At 66.8% G+C, this 25,112-nt stretch carries 22 protein-coding genes; 14 read left to right on the top strand and 8 right to left on the bottom strand.

Annotation, left to right across the window (positions count from 1 at the left end; all coding sequences use genetic code 11):
• Nucleotides 1–30: 30 nt before the first annotated feature.
• From ACY34H_RS02495 to ACY34H_RS02475, 5 genes are all read left to right on the top strand, one after another.
• A complete protein-coding gene (locus ACY34H_RS02495) occupies nucleotides 31–1,359 on the top strand; it encodes an extracellular solute-binding protein (protein WP_464975897.1) in 1,329 nt (442 codons plus the stop codon).
• 48 nt (nucleotides 1,360–1,407) lie between these two features.
• A complete protein-coding gene (locus ACY34H_RS02490) occupies nucleotides 1,408–2,292 on the top strand; it encodes a carbohydrate ABC transporter permease (RefSeq protein ID WP_464975896.1) in 885 nt (294 codons plus the stop codon).
• 10 nt (nucleotides 2,293–2,302) lie between these two features.
• Nucleotides 2,303–3,133 (top strand): carbohydrate ABC transporter permease, encoded by an 831-nt coding sequence (locus tag ACY34H_RS02485; protein ID WP_464975895.1) that lies wholly within the window; start codon nucleotides 2,303–2,305, stop codon nucleotides 3,131–3,133.
• A 175-nt stretch (nucleotides 3,134–3,308) separates the two neighbouring features.
• Nucleotides 3,309–6,215 carry a TonB-dependent receptor gene (locus ACY34H_RS02480; protein ID WP_464975894.1) on the top strand — a complete coding sequence of 969 codons (2,907 nt, stop codon included), beginning with the start codon at nucleotides 3,309–3,311 and terminating at the stop codon, nucleotides 6,213–6,215.
• Between the two features lie 28 nt (nucleotides 6,216–6,243).
• Nucleotides 6,244–7,206, top strand: coding sequence for a glycoside hydrolase family 43 protein (locus ACY34H_RS02475; protein WP_464975893.1), 963 nt, complete (start codon nucleotides 6,244–6,246; stop codon nucleotides 7,204–7,206).
• 21 nt (nucleotides 7,207–7,227) lie between these two features.
• Here the strand turns inward: ACY34H_RS02475 and ACY34H_RS02470 are convergent, their stop codons facing one another.
• From ACY34H_RS02470 to ACY34H_RS02455, 4 genes are all read right to left on the bottom strand, one after another.
• Nucleotides 7,228–7,413: a hypothetical protein gene (locus tag ACY34H_RS02470; RefSeq protein ID WP_464975892.1), complete on the bottom strand. Its 186-nt coding sequence runs from the start codon at nucleotides 7,411–7,413 to the stop codon at nucleotides 7,228–7,230.
• 125 nt (nucleotides 7,414–7,538) lie between these two features.
• Complete coding sequence (locus ACY34H_RS02465) at nucleotides 7,539–7,736, bottom strand: hypothetical protein (RefSeq protein ID WP_464975891.1); 198 nt, start codon at nucleotides 7,734–7,736, stop codon at nucleotides 7,539–7,541.
• Entirely contained in the window at nucleotides 7,733–9,079 is a 1,347-nt protein-coding gene (locus ACY34H_RS02460) for a permease (protein ID WP_464975890.1), read from the bottom strand. Before ACY34H_RS02460 ends, ACY34H_RS02465 begins: the two co-directional genes overlap by 4 nt.
• 6 nt (nucleotides 9,080–9,085) lie before the next feature.
• The gene (locus tag ACY34H_RS02455; RefSeq protein WP_464975889.1) at nucleotides 9,086–9,364 is read right to left on the bottom strand and encodes a DUF2249 domain-containing protein; all 279 of its coding nucleotides are present in this window, start codon (nucleotides 9,362–9,364) and stop codon (nucleotides 9,086–9,088) included.
• A gap of 136 nt (nucleotides 9,365–9,500) precedes the next feature.
• Between ACY34H_RS02455 and ubiU the strand changes: the two genes are divergently transcribed.
• From ubiU to ubiT, 3 genes are read left to right on the top strand one after another with little or no spacing between them, the layout of a single operon-like run.
• Nucleotides 9,501–10,511: a ubiquinone anaerobic biosynthesis protein UbiU gene (gene ubiU, locus ACY34H_RS02450; protein ID WP_464975888.1), complete on the top strand. Its 1,011-nt coding sequence runs from the start codon at nucleotides 9,501–9,503 to the stop codon at nucleotides 10,509–10,511.
• Between the two features lie 13 nt (nucleotides 10,512–10,524).
• Nucleotides 10,525–11,421, top strand: a complete 897-nt coding sequence (locus tag ACY34H_RS02445; RefSeq protein WP_464976074.1) for a U32 family peptidase — start codon at nucleotides 10,525–10,527, stop codon at nucleotides 11,419–11,421.
• Nucleotides 11,418–11,912 (top strand): ubiquinone anaerobic biosynthesis accessory factor UbiT, encoded by a 495-nt coding sequence (gene ubiT, locus ACY34H_RS02440; RefSeq protein ID WP_464975887.1) that lies wholly within the window; start codon nucleotides 11,418–11,420, stop codon nucleotides 11,910–11,912. The genes ACY34H_RS02445 and ubiT overlap by 4 nt, the downstream gene beginning before the upstream one ends.
• Nucleotides 11,913–11,962: 50 nt before the next feature.
• Here the strand turns inward: ubiT and ACY34H_RS02435 are convergent, their stop codons facing one another.
• From ACY34H_RS02435 to ACY34H_RS02420, 4 genes are all read right to left on the bottom strand, one after another.
• A complete protein-coding gene (locus ACY34H_RS02435) occupies nucleotides 11,963–12,667 on the bottom strand; it encodes an anaerobic ribonucleoside-triphosphate reductase activating protein (RefSeq protein WP_464976073.1) in 705 nt (234 codons plus the stop codon).
• Nucleotides 12,667–12,864, bottom strand: coding sequence for an anaerobic ribonucleoside-triphosphate reductase (gene nrdD / locus ACY34H_RS02430; protein ID WP_464975886.1), 198 nt, complete (start codon nucleotides 12,862–12,864; stop codon nucleotides 12,667–12,669). Before nrdD ends, ACY34H_RS02435 begins: the two co-directional genes overlap by 1 nt.
• Before the next feature lie 10 nt (nucleotides 12,865–12,874).
• The gene (locus ACY34H_RS02425) at nucleotides 12,875–14,842 is read right to left on the bottom strand and encodes a ribonucleoside triphosphate reductase (RefSeq protein ID WP_464976072.1); all 1,968 of its coding nucleotides are present in this window, start codon (nucleotides 14,840–14,842) and stop codon (nucleotides 12,875–12,877) included.
• A 196-nt stretch (nucleotides 14,843–15,038) separates the two neighbouring features.
• Nucleotides 15,039–15,416, bottom strand: a complete 378-nt coding sequence (locus ACY34H_RS02420) for a SirB2 family protein (protein WP_464975885.1) — start codon at nucleotides 15,414–15,416, stop codon at nucleotides 15,039–15,041.
• Between the two features lie 158 nt (nucleotides 15,417–15,574).
• Here ACY34H_RS02420 and ACY34H_RS02415 point away from each other — a divergent pair, with 158 nt between their 5' ends.
• From ACY34H_RS02415 to narH, 6 genes are all read left to right on the top strand, one after another.
• The gene (locus ACY34H_RS02415) at nucleotides 15,575–16,048 is read left to right on the top strand and encodes an RrF2 family transcriptional regulator (RefSeq protein ID WP_464975884.1); all 474 of its coding nucleotides are present in this window, start codon (nucleotides 15,575–15,577) and stop codon (nucleotides 16,046–16,048) included.
• A 124-nt stretch (nucleotides 16,049–16,172) separates the two neighbouring features.
• A complete protein-coding gene (locus ACY34H_RS02410; protein WP_464975883.1) occupies nucleotides 16,173–17,426 on the top strand; it encodes an MFS transporter in 1,254 nt (417 codons plus the stop codon).
• A gap of 33 nt (nucleotides 17,427–17,459) precedes the next feature.
• Entirely contained in the window at nucleotides 17,460–18,845 is a 1,386-nt protein-coding gene (locus tag ACY34H_RS02405; RefSeq protein ID WP_464975882.1) for a NarK family nitrate/nitrite MFS transporter, read from the top strand.
• 20 nt (nucleotides 18,846–18,865) lie between these two features.
• Complete coding sequence (locus ACY34H_RS02400; RefSeq protein WP_464975881.1) at nucleotides 18,866–19,546, top strand: Crp/Fnr family transcriptional regulator; 681 nt, start codon at nucleotides 18,866–18,868, stop codon at nucleotides 19,544–19,546.
• Between the two features lie 264 nt (nucleotides 19,547–19,810).
• Nucleotides 19,811–23,518, top strand: coding sequence for a nitrate reductase subunit alpha (locus ACY34H_RS02395; RefSeq protein ID WP_464975880.1), 3,708 nt, complete (start codon nucleotides 19,811–19,813; stop codon nucleotides 23,516–23,518).
• Between the two features lie 34 nt (nucleotides 23,519–23,552).
• Nucleotides 23,553–25,109: a nitrate reductase subunit beta gene (gene narH, locus ACY34H_RS02390; RefSeq protein ID WP_464975879.1), complete on the top strand. Its 1,557-nt coding sequence runs from the start codon at nucleotides 23,553–23,555 to the stop codon at nucleotides 25,107–25,109.
• Nucleotides 25,110–25,112: the final 3 nt, after the last annotated feature.

Raw genomic sequence — 25,112 nt, 5'->3', positions numbered from 1 at the left:
CGATAACAACGACGATCACGGAGACGAAACATGAGGCGAGCCGGCCTGCGGGCCGCGGCGCAATGGCTGCCGCGTCTGCGATCGCTTGCACTGCTGTGTCCACTCTTGCTGCTGTGCGCCGGTGCCGCGCGTGCCGAGACGCAGGTGGTGCAGATGTGGACGCTGCTGTCCGGCGGCGACGGCGCGCGCATGCGCGCGCTGATCGAAGGGTTCAACGCGTCGCAGCAGGAGGTGCGGGTGGAAAGCACCACGCTGAAGTGGGGCGAGCCGTTCTACACGAAGCTGATCACCGCCAGCGTGGCCGGCGCAGGGCCGGACCTGGCGACGATCCACCTGTCGCGCCTGCCGAACCTGGCCGGCGGCGGCGTGTTGCGGCCGGTCAGCGCAGCCGAGCTGGCGTCCGCCGGGCTGCGCGGCAGCGATTTCCTGCCGCGCCAGTGGGCCCGCTCGCAATACGGCGGCCATGCCTACGCCGTGCCGCTCGACATGCATCCGCTGGTCCTGTACTACAACAAGGATCTCGCCGGCCGGGCCGGCCTGCTGGACGCGGACGGCAAGCTGAAGACCATCGCCGGCATGCCTGCCATGACGGATGCGCTGCGCGCCGTGAAGGAAAAGACCGGCAAGGCGGGGCTGGCAATGGAAGCGGCCCAGAGCACCTATGCGATCTGGCGGCTGTGGCTGTCGCTGCTGGCCCAGCAGGGCCTGCCGGTGGTGGCCGACGGGCGCTTTGCCTACGGTCCGGCCGGCGAACGCACGCTGGCTGCGATCGCGCACTGGTTCCAGGCCGGGTACGCGACGGCGGGCCAGGACTATCCGGCATCGACCAGCCAGTTCATGGCCGGCAACGCCGGTTTCATGATCAACGGCGTGTGGGAAGTGCCGGAACTGGTGCGTGGCACGCAGGCCGGCACGATCCGGTTCCGCTACGGCATCGCGCCGCTGCCGCAACTGTACGGCAACGCCAGCACGTGGGCCGATTCGCACGGCTTCGCGATTCCCGCCAACGAGGGCAGGCCGATGACGGCCGCGAAGACGCGTGCGGTGATGAAGTTTATCGCCTACGTCAGTACCAACTCGTTCGGCTGGGCCGAAGGCGGACACATTCCGGCATACCGGCCGGTGGCCGAATCGGCGGCTGCCCGCGCGCTGATGCCGAACGCCGAGTACGCCGCGGCGGCGGCCAATGTCGTCTACGACCCGCCCGGCTGGTACATGGGCGCGGCCGGGCCGCTGGAAGCGATCGCCTCGAAGTTCCTGCCGGCGCCGCTGGCCGGCCAGCTGACGCCCGCCGATGCGCTGCGCCGTTTCGAGAGCGAAGCGCAGCGACTGCTGAAGAAACGCCCGCCGCGGTATTGAAAGCGGAAGAATGCGCTATGGGAGCGATCCGGTGAGGGGAGCGATGCGATGACGGGAAAGTTGGGGAAAACAGGCGGTCGGTCCGAAACGCTGTCCGCCGCGCTGCTGCTGTTGCCGTTCATGGCGGCATTCATCCTGTTCTTCCTGTTGCCCGCGCTGCAGACGCTGTACCTGTCGCTGACCGAGAGCAGCCTGACGCGCACCAGCGAATTCGTCGGCCTGGCCAACTACGCCACGCTGGTGCAGGATCCGTCCTTCTGGTCTTCCCTCGGCAACACTTTTTATTTTTCCCTGCTGACGGTGATCCCGCTGACCGCGCTGGGCCTCGTGATGGCGCTGCTGGTCGACCATTTCACGAACCGGCATGGCAGTGCGGGTGCCTGGCTGCAGGGTGCGTTCTTCCTGCCGTACGTGCTGCCGATCTCGGTGATGACGCTGATTGCCGACTGGATGCTGCAGCCGTCTTCCGGCATCGTCAACCACCTGCTCGGCGTGCAGCGCTCCTGGTTTTCCGACGTGCGCTGGGCCATGCCGGTGGTGGCCATCGCGACGATCTGGTGGACGGTCGGTTTCAACATGCTGATGTTCATTGCCGGCCTGCGCAACATTCCCCGCGAACAGTACGAGGCGGCCGCGCTGGACGGCGCGCGCGGCTTCGCGGTGTTCCGCTACATTACCTGGCCGGCCCTGAAACCGGTGACGGTCACCGCGCTGGTGCTGCAGCTGATCGCGTCCCTGAAGGTGTTCGGCCAGACCTACATCATGACCACCGGCGGGCCGTTCAATACCACCCGCGTCACGCTGCACTACATGTACGAAACGGCGTTTACGCAGAGCGATGCCGGCTACGCGGCGGCGGTGGCGATGGCGTTCATGCTCATCGTGGTGGCGATCGGCCTGCTGCAGGCCGTGCTGCTGAGGAAGAAAAAGTGAAAGGACCGGCATGAAGAACACGCCGCTGCACTGGACCGCGATCGCTGTGGCCTCCGCGCTGGGGCTGGCGATGCTGTGGGTGGCGCCGCTGCTGTGGGCACTGTCGACATCGCTGCGGCCAGAGTATGAAACCATCCTGCCCACGCTGCACCTGCTGCCGCAGCGCTGGACCGTCGAGGCGTTCACGAAGACGCTCGGTGCCGGCAATGTGCCGCGCTGGCTGTTCAACAGCGCGCTGGTGGCATTGGCCGTGACGGCCGTGACGATGGCGATCAGCCTGATGGCGGCCTTTGCGTTCTCCCAGTTGCGCTTCCGCGGGCGTAACCTGCTGTTCATGGTCTCGATGCTGGCGCTGCTGCTGCCGTTCGAGGCCCTGCTGGTGCCGCTGTTCCGCACGATGAACGGGCTTGGCCTGATCAATACCTATGCCGGCGTGGTGCTGCCGCAGGTGGTGTCGCCGGTGGTGATCTACGTGTTCCGCCAGTTCTTCGACGCGGTGCCGCACGATTTCCGCGATGCCGCGCTGCTCGACGGCGCATCGCCGCTGCGGGTCCTGTGGAGCGTGTACCTGCCCATGTCGGGCAATATCGTGTGGGCGATGGCGATCGTCACCTTCATCGCGGCCTGGAACAATTTCCTGTGGCCGTTCATCATCGTCACCTCGAACGACATGATGACCATCCCCCTCGGGCTGACGCAGACCTACGATGCGTTCGGCGTGCGCTACGCGCAACTGATGGCGGCGGCGCTGCTCGGCGCTTTTCCGGTGGCGCTGGCCTACATTGCCTTCCAGCGCCGCGTCACGCAAGGGTTGCTGGCCGCCACGGGGCTGAAAGGCTAGCAGCCGACGATCTCATGTCCGACAGGCTGCCAGGCGTCGCATCGGCGCAACCAGACAGGCGTACCGCGTTGGCATCGAATAAAGCTTGTGTCTATGATCAGGCAGCAGCTTCTCCAGGCGAAGCGTCAAGGGCCTGGCACAAGCTTTATCGAAGACCAGACACCGGAGACAGCCCATGAGTTCTTCACTGACGACGACGCCGATGCGCCGCGCCATTGCCGCCGCGCTGTGCGCGATGGCCGCCGGCGCGGCGGGCGCGCAGCAAACCCCTGAAACCGTCACGGCGCCTGCGCAAGCCGAGCCCGCCGCGCAGGCGGCCAACCCGGCCGGCGCCCAGGTTGACGCACCGGCCTCAGGCCAGGCGGCGCCGGACACGTCCGGCCAGTCCGCCCCGGCCCAGGCGACCGGCGCCGGTACCGGCACCGCTCCAGCCACCGTCCAGGGCGGGCCGATCGCCACGGTCGAGGTGACAGGCATCCGCCGCAGCATCCGTTCGGCCGAGCAGATCAAGCGCGATGCGACGCAGGTCGTCGATTCGATCAATGCCGAGGATATCGGCAAGTTCCCCGACCGCGCGGCCGGCGACGCGCTGCAGCGGATCGCCGGCGTGCAGGTAGGCCGCGACCGGGGCGAGACGTCGACCGTGACGATCCGCGGCCTGCCGGACGTGGTCACCACGCTCGACGGCAACGACGTCTTCACGGGCCGCGGCCGGCGGCTGTCGTACCAGGACCTGCCCGTGCAATCGATCGCCGGGCTGGACGTCTACAAGTCGGCCACGCCGAACCAGCCCGAAGGCGGCATCGCGGGTGCCGTCAATATCCGCCTGCGCGCGCCGTTCGACTACCAGGGCCAGATGACTACCGGCTATCTGGAGGCCCGGCGGCAGGAGATCAACGGCAGCGATGCGGCCAGGGCACGCTACAGCCCCGGTCTCGGCGTGTTGCACAGTAATCGCTGGAAGACCGGCGTGGGCGAAATGGGCGTGCTGCTGGATCTCGCCTACAACAAGGAACACTGGGGCTACCCGGTGCAGTGGGTGGACCGGCCCGACCGCATCTTTTCCGTCAGCCCCGACGGCACCGCGGTGCGGTTGAACGACGACCAGCCGGTTGCGCCGCTGAACCCCGGCGACCGGCTCGGCAACCTGCCGCAGGTCGGCGGCATCTACAACGCCGGCGACCGCGAGCGGTTCTCGGCGCATGGCGCCTTCCAGTGGAAGATCAACCCGAAACTGGAATTCACCACGCAATACCTGGGCATGGGCTACCGTGCGCGCAACGAAGTCGACTATATCCTGGGCATCGTCGGCTGGGCGCCGCGCCTGAACGGCGTGGTGCTGGGCGACCGGGGCTGCGATACGCCGGAAGGCCAGATCTGCCCGATCCTGTCCGCCAACGCGCCGGCCGCCCAGTTCAGCCCCGGCGCCTACGACTGGGACCCGTACGTGGCCACCAGCGCCTGGGGCGTGAAGGAGCGCACCAACACGCACAACCTGAACATGAGCCTGCGCTTCCGCGACGGCCCGTGGGACGTGACCTCTGCGCTCGCCTACACGCACTCGAAATTCATCAACGACACGGTGATCGTCGACCAGCAGATCCCGAACGCCAGCGTTGGCGTCTACACCTACGGCGCCGATGGCCACGGCGGCTATGCCTCGGTGACCACGCCGACCAGCGCGGCGCCGCTGCGCGACCCGAATGCGTTCGTGCTGCGCGGGCTGGTGCAGAACTGGGAAGAATCGCTCGGCAAGCAGACCCAGTGGCGCACCGACGCGACCTACAAGCTGGGTGGGGGCTTGATCCGCGCGATCAATGCCGGGCTGCGGCTGTCGTCGCGCTCGACCGGCTACCATTCCGGCGAGGTGGCCAGCGACCTGCGGTCGGCGGTGCGGCCGACGCCGGTGGAGCTGTTCGGACCATCGTTCCAGAGCCTGGTGCCGGGCATCGACCGGCTCGGCGGCCAGTTCTACGCGCCGTCGCGCGACTTCCTGATCGACGAGGCCGACCAGGTGCGCGTCGCCTACGGCATGCCGGCCGGGCGCGTGCCGGACGATCCGCGCCGGCTGTTCGAGCAGCGCGAGCGCACGACGACCGTGTATCTCAGCGGCCGTTACCAGGCCACGCTGGGCGGCGTGGAGATCAGCGGCGATGCCGGCGTGCGCGCCATCCACGTGAAGCGCAAGCTGGAAGGCACCAGCCGGATCGGCGATGTGATCACGCCGGTCAGCCTGTCCGCGTCGGAAAACAATTACCTGCCCAGCATCTCCGCACTGGTCGGCTGGCGCGACAACCTGCAGTCGCACCTGTCGGCCGGCAAGACACTGACGCGGCCCGACTTCCTGCGTCTGAATCCCGCGCTGTCGCTGATTCCGCCGACCGTCAACGCGCCGGGCACCGGCGGTGCCGGCAATCCGGAGCTGGCGCCGACCAAGTCGACCAACCTCGATGCCACGCTCGAATACTATTTCCCGAACAACGGCTATGCGCAGATCGCACTGTTCCACCGCGATATCGACGGCTACCTGCAGAATTACACGCAGGATGAAATCATCGACGGCCAGCGCTACCGCGTGACGCGGCCGCAGAACTCCGGCAAGGGCACGCTGAAGGGCTATGAATTCGGCACGCAGAAGTTCTTCGACTTCCTGCCCGGATTCTGGAGCGGCTTCGGCGCCCAGTACAACTTCACGTGGATCGACGGCGACAATGAAACGCGGCTCGACGCCAGTTCCGACGTGCTGACGAAGACCCGCCTGATCGACGTGGCCAAGAAAAGCCACAACCTCGCGCTGCTGTACGAAGGACACGGCCTGACCGGGCGCCTGGCCGCCACGCGGCGCGGCGACTACGTCGAGCAGATCGCCGAGCCGCGCTTCCTGCAGGACCGCATCGTCAAGGCATCCACCTATGTCGACCTGTCGCTGTCGTACGAGATCACGCCGAACATCTCGCTGCAGTTCGACGCGATCAACCTGACAAAGGAAAAGTACGAAAGCTATGTGGGCGATCCGTCGCGCCCGCGCGACATCCGCTACACGCCGACGACCTATGGCGTCGGCGTGCGCTTCAAGCTGTGATCAAGCCAGGATCGTTGAAAGGAAGTGCATGACCGAATATGTGAATCCGGTGTATCCGGCCACCTTCGCCGACCCGTTCGTGCTGCGGCACGGCGGCTTCTACTATGCCTACGGCACGGCGCCGGGCGGCGCCGACGGGCGCGCATTCCCGGTGCTGCGCTCGCCGGACCTGGTGCACTGGGAATCGCTCGGTTATGCGCTGGTGCCATCCGGCGGCACCGACTTCTGGGCGCCGGAAGTGGCGTGGCACGACGGTACGTTCTACCTGTATTACTCGGCGCAGGGCATCGAGGGGCGCGATCATCAACTGCGCGTGGCCACCAGCACCGACCCGGCGGGGCCGTTCGTCGATGCCGTCCCCGGGGCGGCCGGGGTCCTGGTGCCCGACCAGCCGTTCTCGATCGACGCGCATCCCTTCAAGGATGACGACGGCCAGTGGTACCTGTTCTACTGCGTCGATTTCCTCGAGCTGGAAGACGATCACCGGGTCGGCACCGGCATCGTGGTCGACCGCATGCTCGACATGACGACGCTGGAAGGCAAGCCGCGCATGGTGCACCGGCCGCACGAGGACTGGCACCTGTTCCTGAACCGGCGCACGATGTACGGCAAGGTGTACGACTGGCACACGGTGGAAGGTGCGGCCGTGCTGAAGCACGACGGCCGCTATTACTGCTTCTACAGCGGCGGCGCCTGGGAAAAGGAAAACTACGGGGTCAGCTGGGTGGTGGCCGATCATCCGCTGGGGCCATACCGGCGGCCGGAGGAGGGCGGACGTGCCCTGTTGATGAGTACCTTGCCGGACCGCCTGATCGGCCCCGGCCATAATTCCTTCGTGGCGTCGCCGGCTGGCGGGGAGACGTGGATCGTATACCACGCCTGGGGACCGGACCGCGCCGGGCGGCGCATGTGCATCGACCGGCTGCGCTGGGAAGACGGCCGCCCGGTGACGGACGGGCCGACCGCATCGGCGCAGCCGGCGCCGGTGTGAGCGCCGGTCTCCCGGCAGAAATCAGAAGTCGCGTCGTTCGCCCGGCATGGCCAGCACGCGCTTGATCACTGCAGGCTTGATGCGCTTGCGTGTGAGAAACAAGTGCGCATCCTTCAGTCCGGTCGACTGTTGCAGGAGCAGTGCACGGTTGATGATCAGTTCGGTTTCGATATCGGTGCGGGAGTAAGCGCGGCGGACCTTGTACATCTTGTTTCTCCTTCGGTAGTGACTTGTTGCGTGGCGTGATCTGATGGTTTTCATCGTAATGCGCCGGTCGCGGCCGTACCGTGCGCCAGTTCACGTAAGGCAACCATTTTGCCCCCGCGTCTCCTTCAGCGGCGCTTGTCCGCCGGCCCGAACAGGGCCGCCACCATCGGGTCGCGGCGAATCGCCGGTGCCGTCTGCCGCAGCGGTGACGGTGCGTCGTCGCACAGGCGGTGGAAACGGTGGCCGTCCGGGCTGACGAAGACCGCGATTCGGCCGCCGGGCAGCGGCTCGAAGGCGGGTTTCCGCCAGCGCAGCGTTTTCATCGGCCGGCTCCGGATACCGCCCCGGCGGCGTGCGGCATGGCGGGCGTGGCGAGGCCAGTATGCAGGCCAGTACGCATGCCGGCGCGCATGCCGGCGCGCAGGCCGGCAGCCAGGTTGGCGAACCAGGCCAGGCATGACACACACAGCAGCGCCCCGGCCGGCCGCGCCAGCACGGCGGGCCAGATGCAGGCCGCCACCAGCAGTGCCAGCGCGGCGGCGTGCAGCAGGTACTGGCCGCGCGCCGCCGCGTCGGGAATGATGCGGTGTATTGCCGGGATGCCGACCGGTGCCGCACCAGCCGGGCCGGCAGCACGGACATGGCGCAAGTGATACCAGCAGAGGAACGGCACGATCTTGTAGGTCATGCCGTTGATCGTCGACAGCGCGAAGCCGACGACCAGCAGTGCGCCGCGTGCGACATCGCGCGCCGGATGGTCCGGGAACAGGGCCAGTGCGAGCGCGCACGGCAGCGCCACCATCGCGGTGCGCCAGAACAGCGTGGCGGCGTCGGCGCGCGGCCGCTTGCGGCGTGCCAGCAGGCGCAGCGTGACGAGTGCGAACGCCGCATGGCCTGCACCCAGCAGCAACAGGGCAAGGTCGCGGAACGCCCCGGCAATGCCGGCCGGCAGCGATGACGCCACCAGCAACAGGAACAGCGCCGTGCTGTAGCCGCCCGTGATCCAGCGCGGATACGGCTCGGTCACCAGGAACATCGGCACGACCTGGAAGGCCACGCCGATGACCAGCAGCCCGACCCAGCCCAGCAGGCCCCACGCGGCGTGCAGGTCCGCCAGCGGCGGCATCGGCGGCGCGCCGGGCCAGGCCCGCGCGGCAGCCATCAGCAGTCCCAGGATCACCGTGACGGCAAGCGAACCCAGTGCCAGCCGGATTGCCGCCAGCGACGCATCGGCGCGGCCGGGAAACTGCTGCCACAGGCCGACCGTGCAGCATCCCAGCAGCAGCAGGAAGGCCACGCCAAGGCATGCCAGTGCGCCCGCGAACAGCAGCGGCTGGCCAAGAATGAAGGCGGCAGCCAGCATGAGCGTGCCCGTGCACAGTGCGTAATGCATCGTGCGCCCGGTGCGTACGCCGCCCGGCACGGCGATGCCGGCCATCACGGGCAGGATCTGCAGCAGTGCGCCGATCATCGCCATCGACAGGCAGCCCAGGGTCAGCAGGTGCGTCAGCGCCAGCGTCAGCGGCGACCAGCGCGTGACGAGCGCCGCCTCGCCATGCCACAGCAGCAGCCCGGCCGCCAGCGCGGCAAACAGCGGAACGGTCAGGAAAAACCGCATCGGCAGGGCGAGCGGCGGAAGGTGGTCGAAGGACAGGACGCGTTGCATGAGGGGCTAGGCGACATTCGGCAGCGGCAGTTGCCAGACCAGCAGTTCGTAGCGGCCATCCCCGGTCGGCGCGCAGCGGTGGCGGAATGCATGGCGTTCCAGGATGCCGTACAGCGGGTGCGGTTCGCGGTCGATCAGTACGTGCAGGCAGCCCTGTTCCGACAGCGTGGCCAGCGCGTCGAGGATGCGGATCATCGGGTCCGGTGCTTCGAGCCCGCCGACATCGAGCAGCGTCGCCGGCCACTGCAGCGGATCGTCGGCAGCCTGGTGGTGATGGGTATGCATGATGCTTCTCTCTTCTCTGTTTTGATCTGTCTTCATTGTCACATCGAGGTATCGGTCATTTCCTTGATTCGGGTTAAGGAATCAATCTTTCACGCGGCGGTACAGTTCCGCCACGCAAACTTTCGATAGCAACTAGATGACACAACTGGCAAGACCTTTCGAACTGGTATGCCCGGCAGGCAGCCTGCCGGCGCTGAAAAGCGCGGTGGACAATGGTGCCGACTGCGTGTACCTCGGTTTTCGCGACGCCACCAATGCACGCAATTTCGCCGGACTCAATTTCGACGCGAAATCGATCGCGGCCGGCATCGCCTATGCGCATGACCGCCACCGCAAGGTGCTGCTCGCGCTGAACACCTATCCGCAACCGGGCGGCGAAACACTGTGGCGCGGTGCGGTCGACCGCGCCGCCGCGGCCGGCGTCGACGCCGTGATCCTTGCCGACCCCGGCCTGATGCGGTACGCGGCCGAATGTCATCCTGGCCTGCGCCTGCACCTTTCCGTGCAGGGTTCGGCGACCAATGCCGCGGCGATCGATTTCTACCGCCGCGAATTCGGCATCGCCCGTGTGGTGCTGCCGCGCGTGCTGTCGCTGGCCCAGGTCGAGCAGGTGGTGCTCGGCACCGACGTGGAAATCGAAGTATTCGGTTTCGGCAGCCTGTGCGTGATGGTGGAAGGGCGCTGCGCGCTGTCCTCGTACGCCACCGGCGAGTCGCCGAACACGCATGGCGTGTGTTCCCCGGCCGGCGCGGTGCGCTGGCAGCAACTGCCAAATGGCCTGGAGGCGCGCCTGAACGGCGTGCTGATCGACCGCTACGACGCCGGCGAGCACGCCAGCTATCCCACGCTGTGCAAGGGACGCTTCGAGGTGGCCGGCGAGACCTACTACGCGATCGAGGAACCGGCCAGCCTGAACACGCTGGAGCTGTTGCCGAAGCTGCTGGCGATCGGCGTCGCGGCGGTGAAGATCGAAGGCCGCCAGCGCAGCCCCGCCTACGTGGCGCAGGTGACGCGGGTGTGGCGCGAGGCGATCGACAGTGCGTGCGCGGGCCGCTTCTCGGCAAAGCCGGCCTGGATGGCACAACTGGACGCCGTGGCCGAGGGCCGGCAGCACACGCTGCGCGCGTACCACCGCGCCTGGAAATAAGGGGAAACCGATGATGAAACTCGCACTGGGACCGCTGCTGTACTACTGGCCGCGCGCCACCGTGATGGATTTTTACAGGGACATGGCCGCCGGCCCGGCAGACATCGTCTACCTGGGTAAAGCAGTCTGTTCGCGGCGGCACGAACTGCGCGCGGCGGACTGGCTGCAGGTGGCCGCGCAATTGCGCGAGGCCGGCAAGGAAGTGGTGTTGTCGAGCATGGCGCTGATCGAATCCGCTGCCGACCTGGCGGCGCTGCGCCGGCTGGCCGGGCAGGATGGCTTCGATGTCGAAGCCAACGACATGGGCGCGGTAGGCCTGCTGCACGGCCGGCCCTTCGTCGCGGGCCCGCACCTGAACATCTACAACGCCGCCACGCTGCTGCTGATGCACGGGCTGGGCGCGCGGCGCTGGGTGATGCCGCTGGAGATGGGTCACGCCGGCCTGGTGGAACTGCACCGCGCGCGTCCGGCCGGCATGGAAACGGAAGTGTTCGCGCTGGGCCGCATGCCGCTGGCGTTTTCGGCGCGCTGCTTCACGGCGCGTCACCGTAACCTGCCGAAGGACGATTGCCGCTTCAGCTGCCTCGAGCACCCGGACGGCCTGGCCATGACCACGCGCGACGGCGAGCCGTTCCTGGTGCTGAACGGCATCCAGACGCAGTCCGCTTCGGTATGCAACCTGGCTGCCGAGTTCGACGCGCTGGACGCGGCCGGTGCCGACGTGCTGCGCATCAGTCCGCAATCGCGCCACACGATGGAGGTGCTGGCGCTGTTCGACGACCTGCGCCATGGCCGGTCCAGGCCGGATGCGGCAGCGCACGCCCTGCTGCCGCTGCTGCCGGGGCCGGCCTGCGACGGCTACTGGCATGGCCGGCCGGGGATCGACTGGCAGGCGGGGAGGGCGGCATGAGCGTCCCGCATCCCACCCATGGCGCGCCGACGGCCGGCCTGCCGCGCGACCTGCCTGCCTTCGTTGCCGCGATCGGCAGCCGCCTGCCGCCCGGGCCCGGATCCGCGCTGTTCGCGGCCGGCCTGAACCTGGCATTGCGGCCGCACCTGCCTGCCGACGTGCGCGAGCGGCTGCACGGCCACAGCCTGCGCATCCGCATGCGCGATGCCGGCGTGGCCTTCGATGTGCAATGGGACGGCAGGCGCTTTGTACCGTGCGCCGCGGCAGGCCAGCCGGACCTGGAGATTGCCGCCGGCGCCGCCGACATGGTGGCGCTGCTGCGCCGCGAGGCCGATCCGGACACGCTGTTCTTCGGCCGCCGCCTGGCCATGCAGGGCGATACCGAACTGGGACTGCTGGTCAAGAATACGCTCGATGCGCTCGACGTCGACCTGCCGTCGCCACATCCGCTGGCGGTGCTGCGCTGGCTGCGCCAGCAGCGTACGCGATAGCGGCACACGGGGCAGCAGCGCATAGCGTGCCCCGCCGGCGGCGGGACACGCTATGCGCGTCGCAGCGTCACGTCGCCGAAGCGGCCGCGCAACGCGGCAAGCAATGTATCGGAAGGATATTGCGCGGCGCCGGCGACGCGCAGCCTGTCGTCGGCGCACCCGGTGGCACGGAACTGCTGGATCACCCAGTGCCGTACACCGAGCGATGCGAGTTCGCCGGCAAGCGCCAGCAGGGCATCCGGCGCCAGCAACGCCGGGTGCACGGTGGTACGGCATTCGCTGGCGATGCCGGAGGCAACGATCGCCGCCACGGCTGCGCGCGCCGGAACGCCGCTGCCTGGAACGCCCGTCACCTCGTCATAGCGGTCGAACTGCGCCTTGACATCGAAACCCACCCAGTCGACCAGGGGCAGGACGGCGCGCAGCCGGTCCGGATACAGGCAGGCGGTATGCAGTCCCACCTTGAAACCCAGTGCGCGCACCGCGCGCATCGCCTGCGGCAGCGCAAGGTCGGTGGTCGGTTCGCCGCCACTGAACACCACGGCGTCGAGCAGGCCGCGGCGCCGCTCCAGCACGGTCAGCACTTCGCGCCAGTCCAGCGGACTGTGCCGCGGGCGCGCCTGCAAATGGGGATTGTGGCAGTAGCCGCAGCGCCAGGCGCAGCCCTGCACGAACACTACCCCGGCCAGCCGGCCGGGGTAGTCGGTGGCGGTGAACGGCGTGAAGCCGCCCACGTTCAGCGGGCGGCCTGCCATCACGGTGCGGCCGGCGCTTGCCGCGCGGCCGGTTCGCTGAAATATTGCCGCTCGTGGAATTCGCCCTGTTTTCCGGTGTTGAACGATGCGACGGGGCGGTGGTAGCCCATCACGCGGGTCCATATCTCGCACGGCTGGCGTTCCGGGTCGTCGTCGCGCAGTGCGGTGGACAGGCTGCTTTGATCAAGTGGGTTCATGCTGGCTCCTTCAGTGGGTTGCAGGGGGTGGCTGGTGCCGCCGCTCGATCAGCGCGGCGTCGCATTTCGGGCAGAATGGGTGGCGGCCGGACAGGTAGCCATGTTTCGGGCAGATCGAGAACGTGGGCGTGACCGTCAGGTAGGGCAGGCCGAAGCGCGTCAGCGCACGCTTGACGAGCTCGCGGCAGGCCTGTGCGCTCGATAGCGCTTCCGTCATGTACAGGTGCAGCACCGTGCCGCCGGTGTACCTGCGCTGCAGCGCGTCCTGGCGCTCCAGTGCCTCGAACGGATCGTCGGTGAAGCCCACCGGCAGCTGCGAAGAATTGGTGTAGTACGGCATGTCGGCCGTGCCGGCCTGCAGGATGCCGGGGAAGCGCTTGCGGTCCTCGCGCGCGAAGCGGTAGGTGGTGCCTTCGGCGGGCGTCGCTTCCAGGTTGTACATATGGCCGGTCTGCTCCTGGAACTCCAGCATGCGCGCGCGCACGTGATCGAGCAGGCGCAGTGCCAGCGCATGCCCGCGCGGGTCGGTAATGTCGTAGCGGTCGCCGGAGTAATTGCGGATCATCTCGTTGACGCCGTTCACGCCCAGGGTCGAGAAATGGTTGCGCAGCGTGCCGAGGTAGCGCTTGGTGTACGGGAACAGGCCGTTGTCCATGTGGCGCTGGATCGCCTTGCGCTTGATCTCCAGGCTCTGGCGGCCCAGCTCGAGCAGGCGGTCGAGCGCCGCCAGCAAGCCTTCCTCGTCGTCGGGATGGCGGTGGCCAAGGCGGGCGCAATTGATGGTGACGACGCCGAGCGAACCGGTCTGCTCGGCCGATCCGAACAGGCCGTTGCCCCGTTTCAGCAGCTCGCGCAGGTCCAGCTGCAGCCGGCAGCACATCGAGCGGATCATGTTCGGCCGCAGCTCCGAATTGATGAAGTTCTGGAAGTAGGGCAGGCCGTAGCGCGCCGTCATGCCGAACAGCAGTTCCGCGTTCGGGCTGTCCCATGCGAAATCCGCCGTGATGTTGTACGTCGGGATCGGGAACGTGAAGGCGCGGCCCCTGGCGTCGCCCGCCGTCATCACTTCGATGTAGGCGCGGTTGATCATGTCCATTTCCTGCTGCAGGTCGCCGTACGTGAAAGGCTGCTCGGCGCCGGCGATCACCGGTACCTGCCCGCGCAGGTCGTCGGGGCAGGTCCAGTCGAACGTCAGGTTCGTGAACGGCGTCTGCGTGCCCCAGCGCGACGGCACGTTCAGGTTGTAGACCAGTTCCTGGATGGCCTGCCGGACGGCCTCGTACGACAGGCCGTCCTTGCGCACGTAGGGGGCCAGGTAGGTATCGAAGGAACTGAACGCCTGCGCGCCGGCCCATTCGTTCTGCAGGGTCCCGAGGAAATTGACGATCTGGCCGCAGGCGCTGGACAGGTGGCGCGGCGGCGCCGACTCCACCTTGCCGGGCACGCCGTTCAGGCCTTCGGCCAGCAGCATGCGCAGCGACCAGCCGGCGCAGTAGCCGGCCAGCATGTCGAGATCGTGGATGTGCAGGTCGGCGTCGCGGTGCGCCTGGCCCACCTCGGGTGGGTAGACGTGGTTCAGCCAGTAGTTGGCGATCATCTTTCCCGACACGTTCAGGATCAGGCCTCCCAGCGAGTAGCCCTGGTTGGCGTTGGCGTTGACGCGCCAGTCCTGCCGCTGCAGGTATTCCTCGATGGAAGCTTCCACGTCGACCAGCGAGCGGCGCTCCTGGCGCAGGGTGCGGTGCTGTTCGCGGTAGATCACGTAGCGCCGCAGCGTGTGCCGGTAGCCGGCGTCGTACAGCACGCTTTCGACATGGTCCTGTACTTCCTCGACGCAAAGCGGTGCTTCGCGCGCGGCCTGCAGCCGGCGGACCGTGTTGTAGGCCAGCCGCTGCGCGGCTTCGTCGCCGTATTCGCCGCTGGCGGCGCCGGCGCGGCGCAGCGCCGACAGGATCTTGGCGGCGTCGAACGCCTGCATGCTGCCATCGCGCTTGACGATGGATTCCAGCGGTTTCGGTTCGGTAATCGGTATCACTCGTGCTCCTCGATAGTGGCCGGTGGTGCCTGATGGCACTGTGCGGAACAGCTTAGCCAGCATGCCGCGGCTGCGGCAAAGGTTGCCGGCATCGGCGTTGCAAATGGATGATCCACGTTAATGTGGCGGGCCCGTCGGCTCAGAAAGGCATCGGCTGGCGGGTCGCGGCCACCGTGACGATGTAGCCGAAGACCGCCAGCGCGGCGACCATCGCAGCGACGCGTACCCGCATGCTCCGGCCGTGCTTCAGTGCGACCGTGCCGAGCACGATATAGGCGCACAGCGCCAGCACCTTGGCGGTCAGCCACGGCTGCGCGAACGGGTACTGGCCGCTGGTTGTCGCCAGGCCGATGGCACTGGCCAGCAGGCCGGTGTCGACGATGTGCGGCACCGTGCGCACCCAGCGCTGGCGCAGCATGTCCGGCACGGCAAGCATGAACAGGCCGCGCAGCAGGAACAGCGTGCCGCTGGTGGCGACACAGGCAATGTGGACATGGCGCAGCGCAAGGTAGTCCATGGTGCTCTCCCGGTGATGGATCATGTGGCGATTGTAGGAATCGGTGGGCGGGGTCGCATCCGCAACAGCGCTTTTCTTAATGCAGGTTATGAACGTTGCAGGCGGTCCCGTTGAATAATCGGACCGTTCGCCGGCCGCTGCCGGCAGGAGGAACTGTCATGCGACTGACGAGCTGCACCGACTATGCACTGCGCACCCTGATCTATCTCGCCGCCCGCCAGCAGCGGCTGGTGACGATCGCCGAAATCGCCGGTTACCACCGCATTCCGAAGAGCCACCTGAGCAAGGTGGTCCACCGGCTGGCCCAGGCCGGCATGCTGCGCACCGTGCGCGGCCGGCAGGGCGGCATTGCGCTGGGCGCGCCGCCCGAGGCGATCCGGATTGGTGCCGTGGTGCGCGCGACGGAACCGGATTTCCGCATCGCGCCGTGCTTTGCCGATGCGGCCGGGACCTGCCCGGACGCGGGAGGATGCGGTTTGCAGGGCGTGCTGGCGCGTGCCACGCGGGCCTGGCTGGGCGAGCTCGATGGCACCACGCTGGCCGATGCGATCGCTGCCTTCCCGGTTCCCGCCGCCATGCCGGTTGCCATGGCCCTGTCAGCCGCGGCGCCTTTCGCCCGGCTTCGAGCCTGATTCACTAGTCCTTCCGGCCGATGGGGCCTACCCCTTTGCGGTGGCGCCTTGCGCAGTTCGGCCAATTGGCGCGTGCGCGGCCTCCGCGTACGCTGGCGGCATCGCGTAGAGCGTCGGAGGAAAAATGAACAACAATGGAAAAGCCAACCGGGTGCTGGCCGCCAGCACCTTCTCGTTCACGGTGTGCTTTGCCGTGTGGATGATGTTCGCGGTGCTGGGCATCCCGATCAAGCAGATGCTGGACCTGAACGAAACGCAGTTCGGCCTGCTGGCGGCGATGCCGGTGCTGTCCGGTGCCCTGGTACGGGTGCCGCTGGGGATATGGACCGACCGCTACGGCGGGCGCATCGTGTTCTTTGCCGTCATGCTGGCCACCGTGATCCCGGTGGCGCTGATCGGACGGGCTACGCAATACTGGCAGTTCCTTGCGCTGGGCCTTCTTCTCGGGCTGGCGGGCGGTTCGTTCGCGGTGGGCACGCCCTACGTGGCGCGCTGGTTCCCGAAGGAGCGAAAAGGCCTGGCAATGGGCATTTTCGGTGCCGGCAATTCCGGCTCGGCGCTGACCAAGTTCGTCGCTCCCGGCATCATCGCCACGTGGGGCTGGCAGGCGCTGCCCGGCGTGTACGCAGCGGCGCTGCTGGCCACGGCCCTGCTGTTCTGGGTGTGTTCGGCAACCGATCCCTCGCACAAGGTGCAGTCCACCGCATCGTTCGCCGGCCAGCTGCGCGTGCTGAAGGACCGCCGCGTGTGGCGCTACTGCCAGTACTACTCGGTGGTCTTCGGCGGCTACGTGGGCCTGGCGCTGTGGATGACGAAGTACTACGTTGCCGAATACGGCTTCGACCTGGGCCTGGCCGCGCTGCTGGCCGCCTGCTTCTCGCTGCCTGGCGGCGTGCTGCGCGCGCTCGGCGGCTGGGTTTCCGACAAATACGGTGCCTACAAGGTCACGTGGTGGGTGATGTGGGTGTGCTGGGTGTGCTTCTTCCTGTTGTCATACCCGCCCACCAGCATGCAGGTCAAGACGGTGGACGGCGCGCTGGCGGTCGATCTGGCCTTGTCGCCGTGGGTGTTCACCGCGCTGCTGTTCGTTGCCGGCACCGCGATGGCGATCGGAAAGGCCTCGGTGTTCAAGTTCATCGGCGACGAATTCCCCGACAACATCGGCGCCGTATCGGGCGTGGTGGGCCTTGCCGGCGGGCTGGGTGGTTTCGTACTGCCGATCCTGTTCGGCGCGCTGCTCGATGTCACCGGCGTGCGCTCGTCGGCCTTCATGCTGTTGTACGGCACCGTGTGCGTGTCGCTGGTGTGGATGCACTTCTCGTTCCGCCCAGTGGGCGCAGCGCCGGCACGGGTGCCGGCCGCCGTGGCTGCCCACTGACCTTTCACGATCATCGATCCAAGGAGTATTACCATGAGCAAGTACCTGATCAGCACCTGGGAGCCCGAGGCTCCCGCGTTCTGGCAACGCAGCGGGCGCAGTACCGCAAACCGCAACCTGTGGATCTCGATCCCGGCGCTGGCGCTGGCCTTCGCGGTGTGGATGGTGTGGAGCGTGGTCGTCGTCAACCTGCCCGTCGTCGGCTTCACCTACAGCACCAACCAGCTGTTCTGGCTGGCTGCGGTGCCGGGCCTGTCCGGCGCCACGCTGCGCATCTTCTATTCGTTCATGGTGCCGGTGTTCGGTGGGCGCAAATGGACGGCGCTGTCGACCGCCTCGCTGCTGGTGCCGGCGGTCGGCATCGGCTTCGCGGTGCAGGACCCGACGACCGGCTACCCGACGATGCTGGTGCTGGCGCTGCTGTGCGGTTTCGGCGGCGGCAACTTCGCTTCGTCGATGGCCAATATCAGCTTCTTCTACCCGAAGGCGCAGAAGGGCTATGCGCTGGGCATGAATGCCGGCCTGGGCAACCTGGGCGTCTCCGCGGTGCAGTTCGTGGTGCCGCTGGTGATCACGGCCGGCGTGTTCGGAACGCTGGGCGGTGCGCCGCAAACCCCGGTGCAGCCCGGCCATGGCGAGATGCTGTGGCTGCAGAACGCGGCGTTCGTCTGGGTGCCGTTCATCATCGCGGCGACGCTGGCCGCCTGGTTCGGCATGAACGACCTGGCATCGGCGAAAGCCTCGTTCGCCGAGCAGGCCGTGATCTTCACCCGCAAGCACAACTGGCTGATGTGCTGGCTGTACACGGGCACGTTCGGCTCGTTCATCGGCTATTCGGCCGCGTTCCCGCTGCTGATCAAGACACTGTTCCCCGAAGTGGACCCGCTGCGCTATGCCTTCCTCGGCCCGCTGGTGGGCGCATTGGCCCGGGTCGCCGGCGGCATCATCTCGGACAGGCTGGGCGGCGCGCGGGTCACGCTGTGGACCTTTGCCGGCATGATCCTGGCGGTGTTCGGCGTGCTTGCTTTCCTGCCGCAGGCCGGCACCTCCGGCAATTTCACTCTGTTCTTCTGGATGTTCATGCTGCTGTTCGCCGGCACCGGCATCGGCAACGCGTCGACGTTCCGCATGATTCCGGTGATCTTCATGACGCAGCACCAGCGCGCCGCTGCCGGCAGGCCGAAAGCCGAGCAGGACGCCGCGATCGTCACGGCCAACAAGGAAAGCGCCGCCGTGCTGGGCTTTACGTCCGCCTTCGCCGCCTATGGCGCCTTCTTCATCCCGAAGAGCTATGGCACCTCGATCGCGCTGACGGGCCGCCCGGATGCGGCGCTGTACTGCTTCATCGCCTTCTACGCCAGCTGCATCGCCATTACCTGGTGGTGCTATGCGCGGCGCAATGCGGACATGCCCTGCTGATGGACCGGGGAGGATAGAGCATGGACAAGAGCCGCATCAAGGTGCAGGCCTTCCTGGCCAACGTGCCGCTGTTCGCGCGGCTGCGCTCCGATGAGCTGGACCGCATCGCGCTGGGCACCACGAAGCTGCAGGTCGAGCGTGGCGAACTGGTATTCCAGCGCGGCGAACCGTGCGTGGGCTTCCATATCGTGATGTTCGGCCAGGTCAAGCTGTCGTTCACGTCCGCGCAGGGAGCAGAGAAGGTGGTCGAACTGATCGGCCCGGGGCAGAGTTTCGGCGAAGCGCTGATGTTCATGGGCAAGCCGTATATCGTCAGCGCGCAGGCGATGGAAGACACCATGCTGCTGCACGTGGCCAAGCCGGTGATCTTTCGCGAGATCCACGGCGACCCGGATTTCGCGTGCGCGATGCTGGCCGGCGTCAGCATGCGCATGCACAGCCTGATGTGCGACCTGGAATCGTACTCGCTGCGCTCGGGCACCCAGCGCGTGGTCGGCTACCTGCTGAAGGATTGCGCCGCCGAGGGCAGCGACGAACTGACGCTGCCGGCCACCAAGGCGGTGCTGGCGTCGCGCCTGAACCTGACGCCCGAACACTTCTCGCGCATCATGGCCGACCTGTCGGCCCGCGACCTGATCGCCTTCAAGGGCCGGCGGATCACGATCCCGGACGTCGACCGGCTGAAGACCTGCGCCGGGTAGCCTTTGCCGGCTGCCCGGCCATGCGCCCCGGCATGCCGGCCGCTCCCTGCTCCAGGGGCGGCGGCCGGCATGCTGTTTTACAGGCACGCCCCAACCGGCGTGCCTTTTTTTCGCATGCGCGGCTAGTTACAAAGGCCTATATCCCTAGTCCTTCCGCGTTCCTTCACGGCACTTCTTGCCGATGTTCATGCTGCGCCCCGCTCAGTAGACTGATTCCAATGACAACTCCACGCATGTCGCGCGGAGCGGAATCAAGGAGGCAGCATGAGTCACTTTCTGGATCGGCTGAAATTCTTCAGCAAGCCCAAATCCACCTTCTCCAATGGCCACGGCGTCGTCGTGACCGAGGACCGCACCTGGGAAAACGCCTACCGCCAGCGCTGGCAGCACGACAAGATCGTCCGGTCCACCCACGGCGTCAATTGCACCGGGTCGTGCAGCTGGAAGGTGTACGTGAAGAACGGCCTGATCACGTGGGAAACCCAGCAGACCGACTACCCGCGCACGCGGCCGGACCTGCCCAACCACGAACCGCGCGGCTGCCCCCGTGGTGCCAGCTATTCGTGGTACGTGTATTCGGCGCAGCGCGTGAAATACCCGATGATCCGCGGCCGCCTGATGGATATGTGGCGCGAAGCGCGCAGGACGATGGACCCGGTATCCGCGTGGGAGTACGTCAGCCAGGACCCGGAAAGGGCGAAGCGCTACAAGTCGGTGCGCGGCCTGGGTGGCTTCGTGCGCGCCAGCTGGGACGAGTGCAACGAGATGATTGCGGCAGCCAATGCGCTGACGATCAGGAAATATGGACCGGACCGCATCGTCGGCTTCTCGCCGATCCCGGCGATGTCGATGGTCAGCTACGCGGCCGGCACGCGCTACCTGTCGCTGATCGGCGGCGTGGCGCTGTCGTTCTATGACTGGTATTGCGACCTGCCGCCGGCCAGCCCGCAGGTGTGGGGCGAACAGACCGACGTGCCGGAATCGGCCGACTGGTACAACTCCACCTACCTGATGGTGTGGGGCTCGAACGTGCCGATGACCCGCACGCCCGATGCGCACTTCTATACCGAGGTGCGCTACAAGGGCACCAAGACGGTGGCGGTATCGTCCGACTTCGGCGAGATGGCCAAGTTCGGCGACATCTGGCTGGCACCGCGCCAGGGCACCGATGCGGCGCTGGCGATGGCGATGGGCCATGTGATCCTGAAGGAGTTCCACACGGCCGGCCAGTCCGCCTACTTCCGCGGCTACGCGAAGCAGTACACGGACTTCCCGATGCTGGTGCTGCTGAAGGAACACGAGGGAACGCTGATCCCCGATTACTTCCTGCGTGCTTCCCACCTGGCGAACAGCCTGGACGAAACCAACAATCCCGAATGGAAGACCCTCGTCATCGACGAAGCGAGCGGCCGGATCGTCGCACCTTCGGGCTCGATCGGCTTCCGCTGGGGCGAGGACGGCAAGTGGAACCTGGAGATGACGGAAGGCACCAGCCGCGCGCCGGTCGATCCGCAGCTGTCGCTGATCGGCGCGGGCGACGACGTCGTGCCGGTCGGCTTCGCCTACTTCGGCGGGCACGACGCGCAGGACCTGATCACCCGCAACGTGCCCGTGAAACGCGTGACGCTGGCCGACGGCACGGCAGCCCTGGTGGCCACCGTGTTCGACCTGTCGCTGGCCAACTACGGCATCGACCGCGGCCTGGGCGGCGGCAACGTGGCCACGTCGTATGACGATGACGTGCCCTATACGCCGGCCTGGCAGGAAAAGCACACCGGCGTGAAGCGCGCGGACGTGATCACGGTGGCGCGCCAGTTCGCCGAGAATGCCGACAAGACGCGCGGCAAGAGCATGGTCATCGTCGGCGCCGCGCTGAACCACTGGTACCACATGGACATGACGTACCGCGGCATCATCAACATGCTGATGATGTGCGGCTGCATCGGCCAGTCGGGCGGCGGCTGGGCGCACTACGTGGGCCAGGAAAAGCTGCGTCCGCAGACCGGCTGGACGCCTCTGGCCTTCGCGCAGGACTGGAACCGGCCGATGCGCCAGATGAACGGCACGTCGTTCTTCTATGCGCACACCAGCCAGTGGCGCCATGAAAAGCTGCATACCAGCGATATCGCCTCGCCGACGGCCGGCCCGGACGTGGCGCCGATGTCCCTGCTGGACCTGAATGCCAAGGCCGAGCGCATGGGCTGGCTGCCGTCCGCGCCGCAGCTGCAGACCAATCCCCTGGACGTCGTCGATGCGGCGACCGCGGCCGGCGAGGATCCGGCCGCCTACGTGGTGCGCCAGCTGAAGGAGGGCAAGCTGAACATGTCGTGCGACGACCCCGACAACCCGGCGAATTTCCCGCGCAATATGTTCGTCTGGCGCTCGAACATCCTGGGCAGCTCGGGCAAGGGCCACGAGTATTTCCTGAAATACCTGCTCGGCACGCAGAATGCGCTGATGAGCGACGAGGACGACTGCATCAAGCCGCGCGACGTGAAGGTGCGTCCGGCAGTCGAGGGCAAGCTGGACCTGCTGGTGGTGCTGGATTTCCGCATGTCCACCACCTGCCTGTATGGCGACATCGTGCTGCCCACCGCCACCTGGTACGAGAAGGACGACCTGAACACGTCCGACATGCACCCGTTCATCCACCCGCTGTCCGAAGCCGTGCAGCCGCTATGGCAGTCGAAGTCGGACTGGGAAATCTACAAGGGCATCGCGAAGAAGTTCTCGGAAATCGGCGGTGACTGCCTGGGCACCCGCAAGGATATCGTGCTGACCCCGCTGATGCACGACACGCCGGGCGAACTGGGGCAGCCGTTCGACCCGAAAGACTGGCACGCCGGCGAGTGCGAGCCGATCCCGGGCAAGACGATGCCGAACATGACCGTCATCGAGCGCGACTATCGCCAGGTGTACAGGAAATTCACCTCGGTCGGGCCGCTGCTGGAAAAGATCGGCAATGGCGGCAAGGGCATCGGCTGGAAGACCGGCCATGAAGTCGACGTGCTGCGCGGGATCAACCGCACGGTGCTGGAAGAGGGCGTCTCGCACGGCCAGCCGCGGCTCAATACCGCGATCGACGCTGCCGAAATGATCCTGTCGCTGGCACCGGAAACCAATGGCCACGTGGCCGTCAAGGCCTGGGCGGCGCTGTCGAAGATCACCGGGCGCGACCACACCCACCTGGCCCTGCCGCGCGAGCACGACAGCATCCGCTTCCGCGACGTGCAGGCGCAGCCGCGCAAGATCATCTCGTCGCCGACCTGGTCGGGCCTCGAATCGGAGGAAGTGAGCTACAACGCCTGCTACACCAATGTGCACGAGCTGATCCCCTGGCGCACGCTGACGGGCCGCCAGCAGTTCTACCAGGATCACCGCTGGATGCGCGATTTCGGCGAAGGCTTCTGCGTGTACAAGCCCGCCATCGATACCCGGACCACGGGCGCGGCGATGGGCGCCAGCCCGAACGGCAACAAGGAGATCGCGCTGAACTTCATCACGCCGCACCAGAAGTGGGGGATCCACTCGACCTACTCGGACAACCTGCGCATGCTGACGCTGTCGCGCGGCGGACCGCACGTGTGGCTGTCGGAGATCGATGCGAAGGCGGCCGGCATCGTCGACAACGACTGGATCGAGGTCTTCAACGTAAACGGCACCCTGACCGCGCGCGCCATCGTCAGCCAGCGGGTACCGGTGGGGATGACGCTGATGTACCACGCCCAGGAAAAGATCGTCAACGTGCCGGGCGCGGAAATGTCGGGCAAGCGGGGCGGCATCCACAACTCGGTGACCCGGGCAGTGACCAAGCCCACGCACATGATCGGCGGCTACGCCCAGCTGTCATGGGGCTTCAACTACTACGGCACCGTGGGCTCGAACCGCGATGAATTCGTGGTGGTGCGCAAGATGAACAAGGTCGACTGGCTGGAACGTCCGCTGGACGAACGGACCGCCGCGCAGGCATAAGAAGCCAAAAGCAGGCAAAACAAGGAGCATACAAATGAAAATACGGGCGCAAATCGGCATGGTGCTGAACCTGGACAAGTGCATCGGCTGCCATACCTGTTCGGTCACCTGCAAGAACGTGTGGACCAGCCGCGACGGGGTCGAGTACGCATGGTTCAACAACGTTGAGACGAAGCCAGGCATCGGCTATCCGAAAGAGTGGGAAAACCAGGACAAGTGGAACGGCGGCTGGCGCCGCACCGGCGCGGGAACGATCGAACCGCGCCAGGGCGGCCGGCTGAAGATCCTGGCCAATATCTTCGCCAACCCGAACCTGCCGCAGATCGACGAGTACTACGAGCCGTTCACGTACGACTACGAGCGGCTGCAGAACGCGCCGCTGTCGGAAACGCCGCCCACGGCGCGCCCGGTGTCGGTGCTGACGGGCAAGAAAATGGACAAGATCGAGTGGGGCCCGAACTGGGAAGACGACCTCGGCGGCGAATTCGCCCATCGCAGCAAGGACAAGCTGTTCGACAACATGCAGAAGGACATGTACGGCACCTTCGAGAACACGTTCATGATGTACCTGCCGCGCCTGTGCGAGCATTGCCTGAACCCGACGTGCGTGGCGTCCTGCCCGTCCGGCTCCGTGTACAAGCGCGAGGACGACGGCATCGTGCTGATCGACCAGGACAAGTGCCGCGGCTGGCGGATGTGCATCTCCGGTTGCCCGTACAAGAAGATCTACTACAACTGGTCGTCGGGCAAGGCGGAGAAGTGCACGTTCTGCTTCCCCCGCATCGAGGCCGGCCAGCCGACCGTCTGCTCGGAAACGTGCGTGGGCCGCATCCGCTACCTGGGCGTGATGCTGTATGACGCCGACAAGATCGAGTCCGCCGCTTCGGTGGCCGACGAACGTGACCTGTACGCATCGCAGCTCGGCCTGTTCCTCGACCCGCACGACCCGGAGGTGATCGCCGAGGCGCGCCGCCAGGGCATTCCCGAGGCGTGGCTGGAAGCTGCGGTGCGCTCGCCGGTCTACAAGATGGCGATGGAGTGGAAGATCGCGTTCCCGCTGCACCCGGAATACCGCACGCTGCCGATGGTCTGGTACATCCCGCCGCTGTCGCCGATCCAGGCCGCCGCCGAATCGGGCAAGCTGGGCACCAATGGCGTGCTGCCCGATACCGCGAGCCTGCGCATTCCCGTGCAGTATCTGGCCAACCTGCTCACGGCCGGCGACCAGGTGCCGGTGCTGAAGGCGCTCGACCGCATGCTGGCGATGCGCGCCTACATGCGCGGCAAGAGCGTCGACGGCGTGGAGAACACCGACGCGCTGCGGCAGGTGGGGCTGGACAAGGCCACGGTGGAGGACATGTACCACATCATGGCCATCGCCAACTACGAAGACCGCTTCGTGATCCCGTCCAGCCACAAGGAGATGGTCGAGGACAGCTTCAACGAAAAAGGCAGTTGCGGCTTCAGCTTCGGCAACGGCTGCTCGGACGGGGTCTCCGACGCCAGCCTGTTCGGCAAGAAGAAGCAGGGCTCGGCGATCTTCATGTCGATGCCGAAGTCGCGCAAGAAAAAAGAACCGGAAGGAGTTTGATTC

This window comes from Pseudoduganella sp. jia 9, from assembly GCF_055502615.1.
This window is presented reverse-complemented; position numbering and strand designations above follow the sequence as displayed.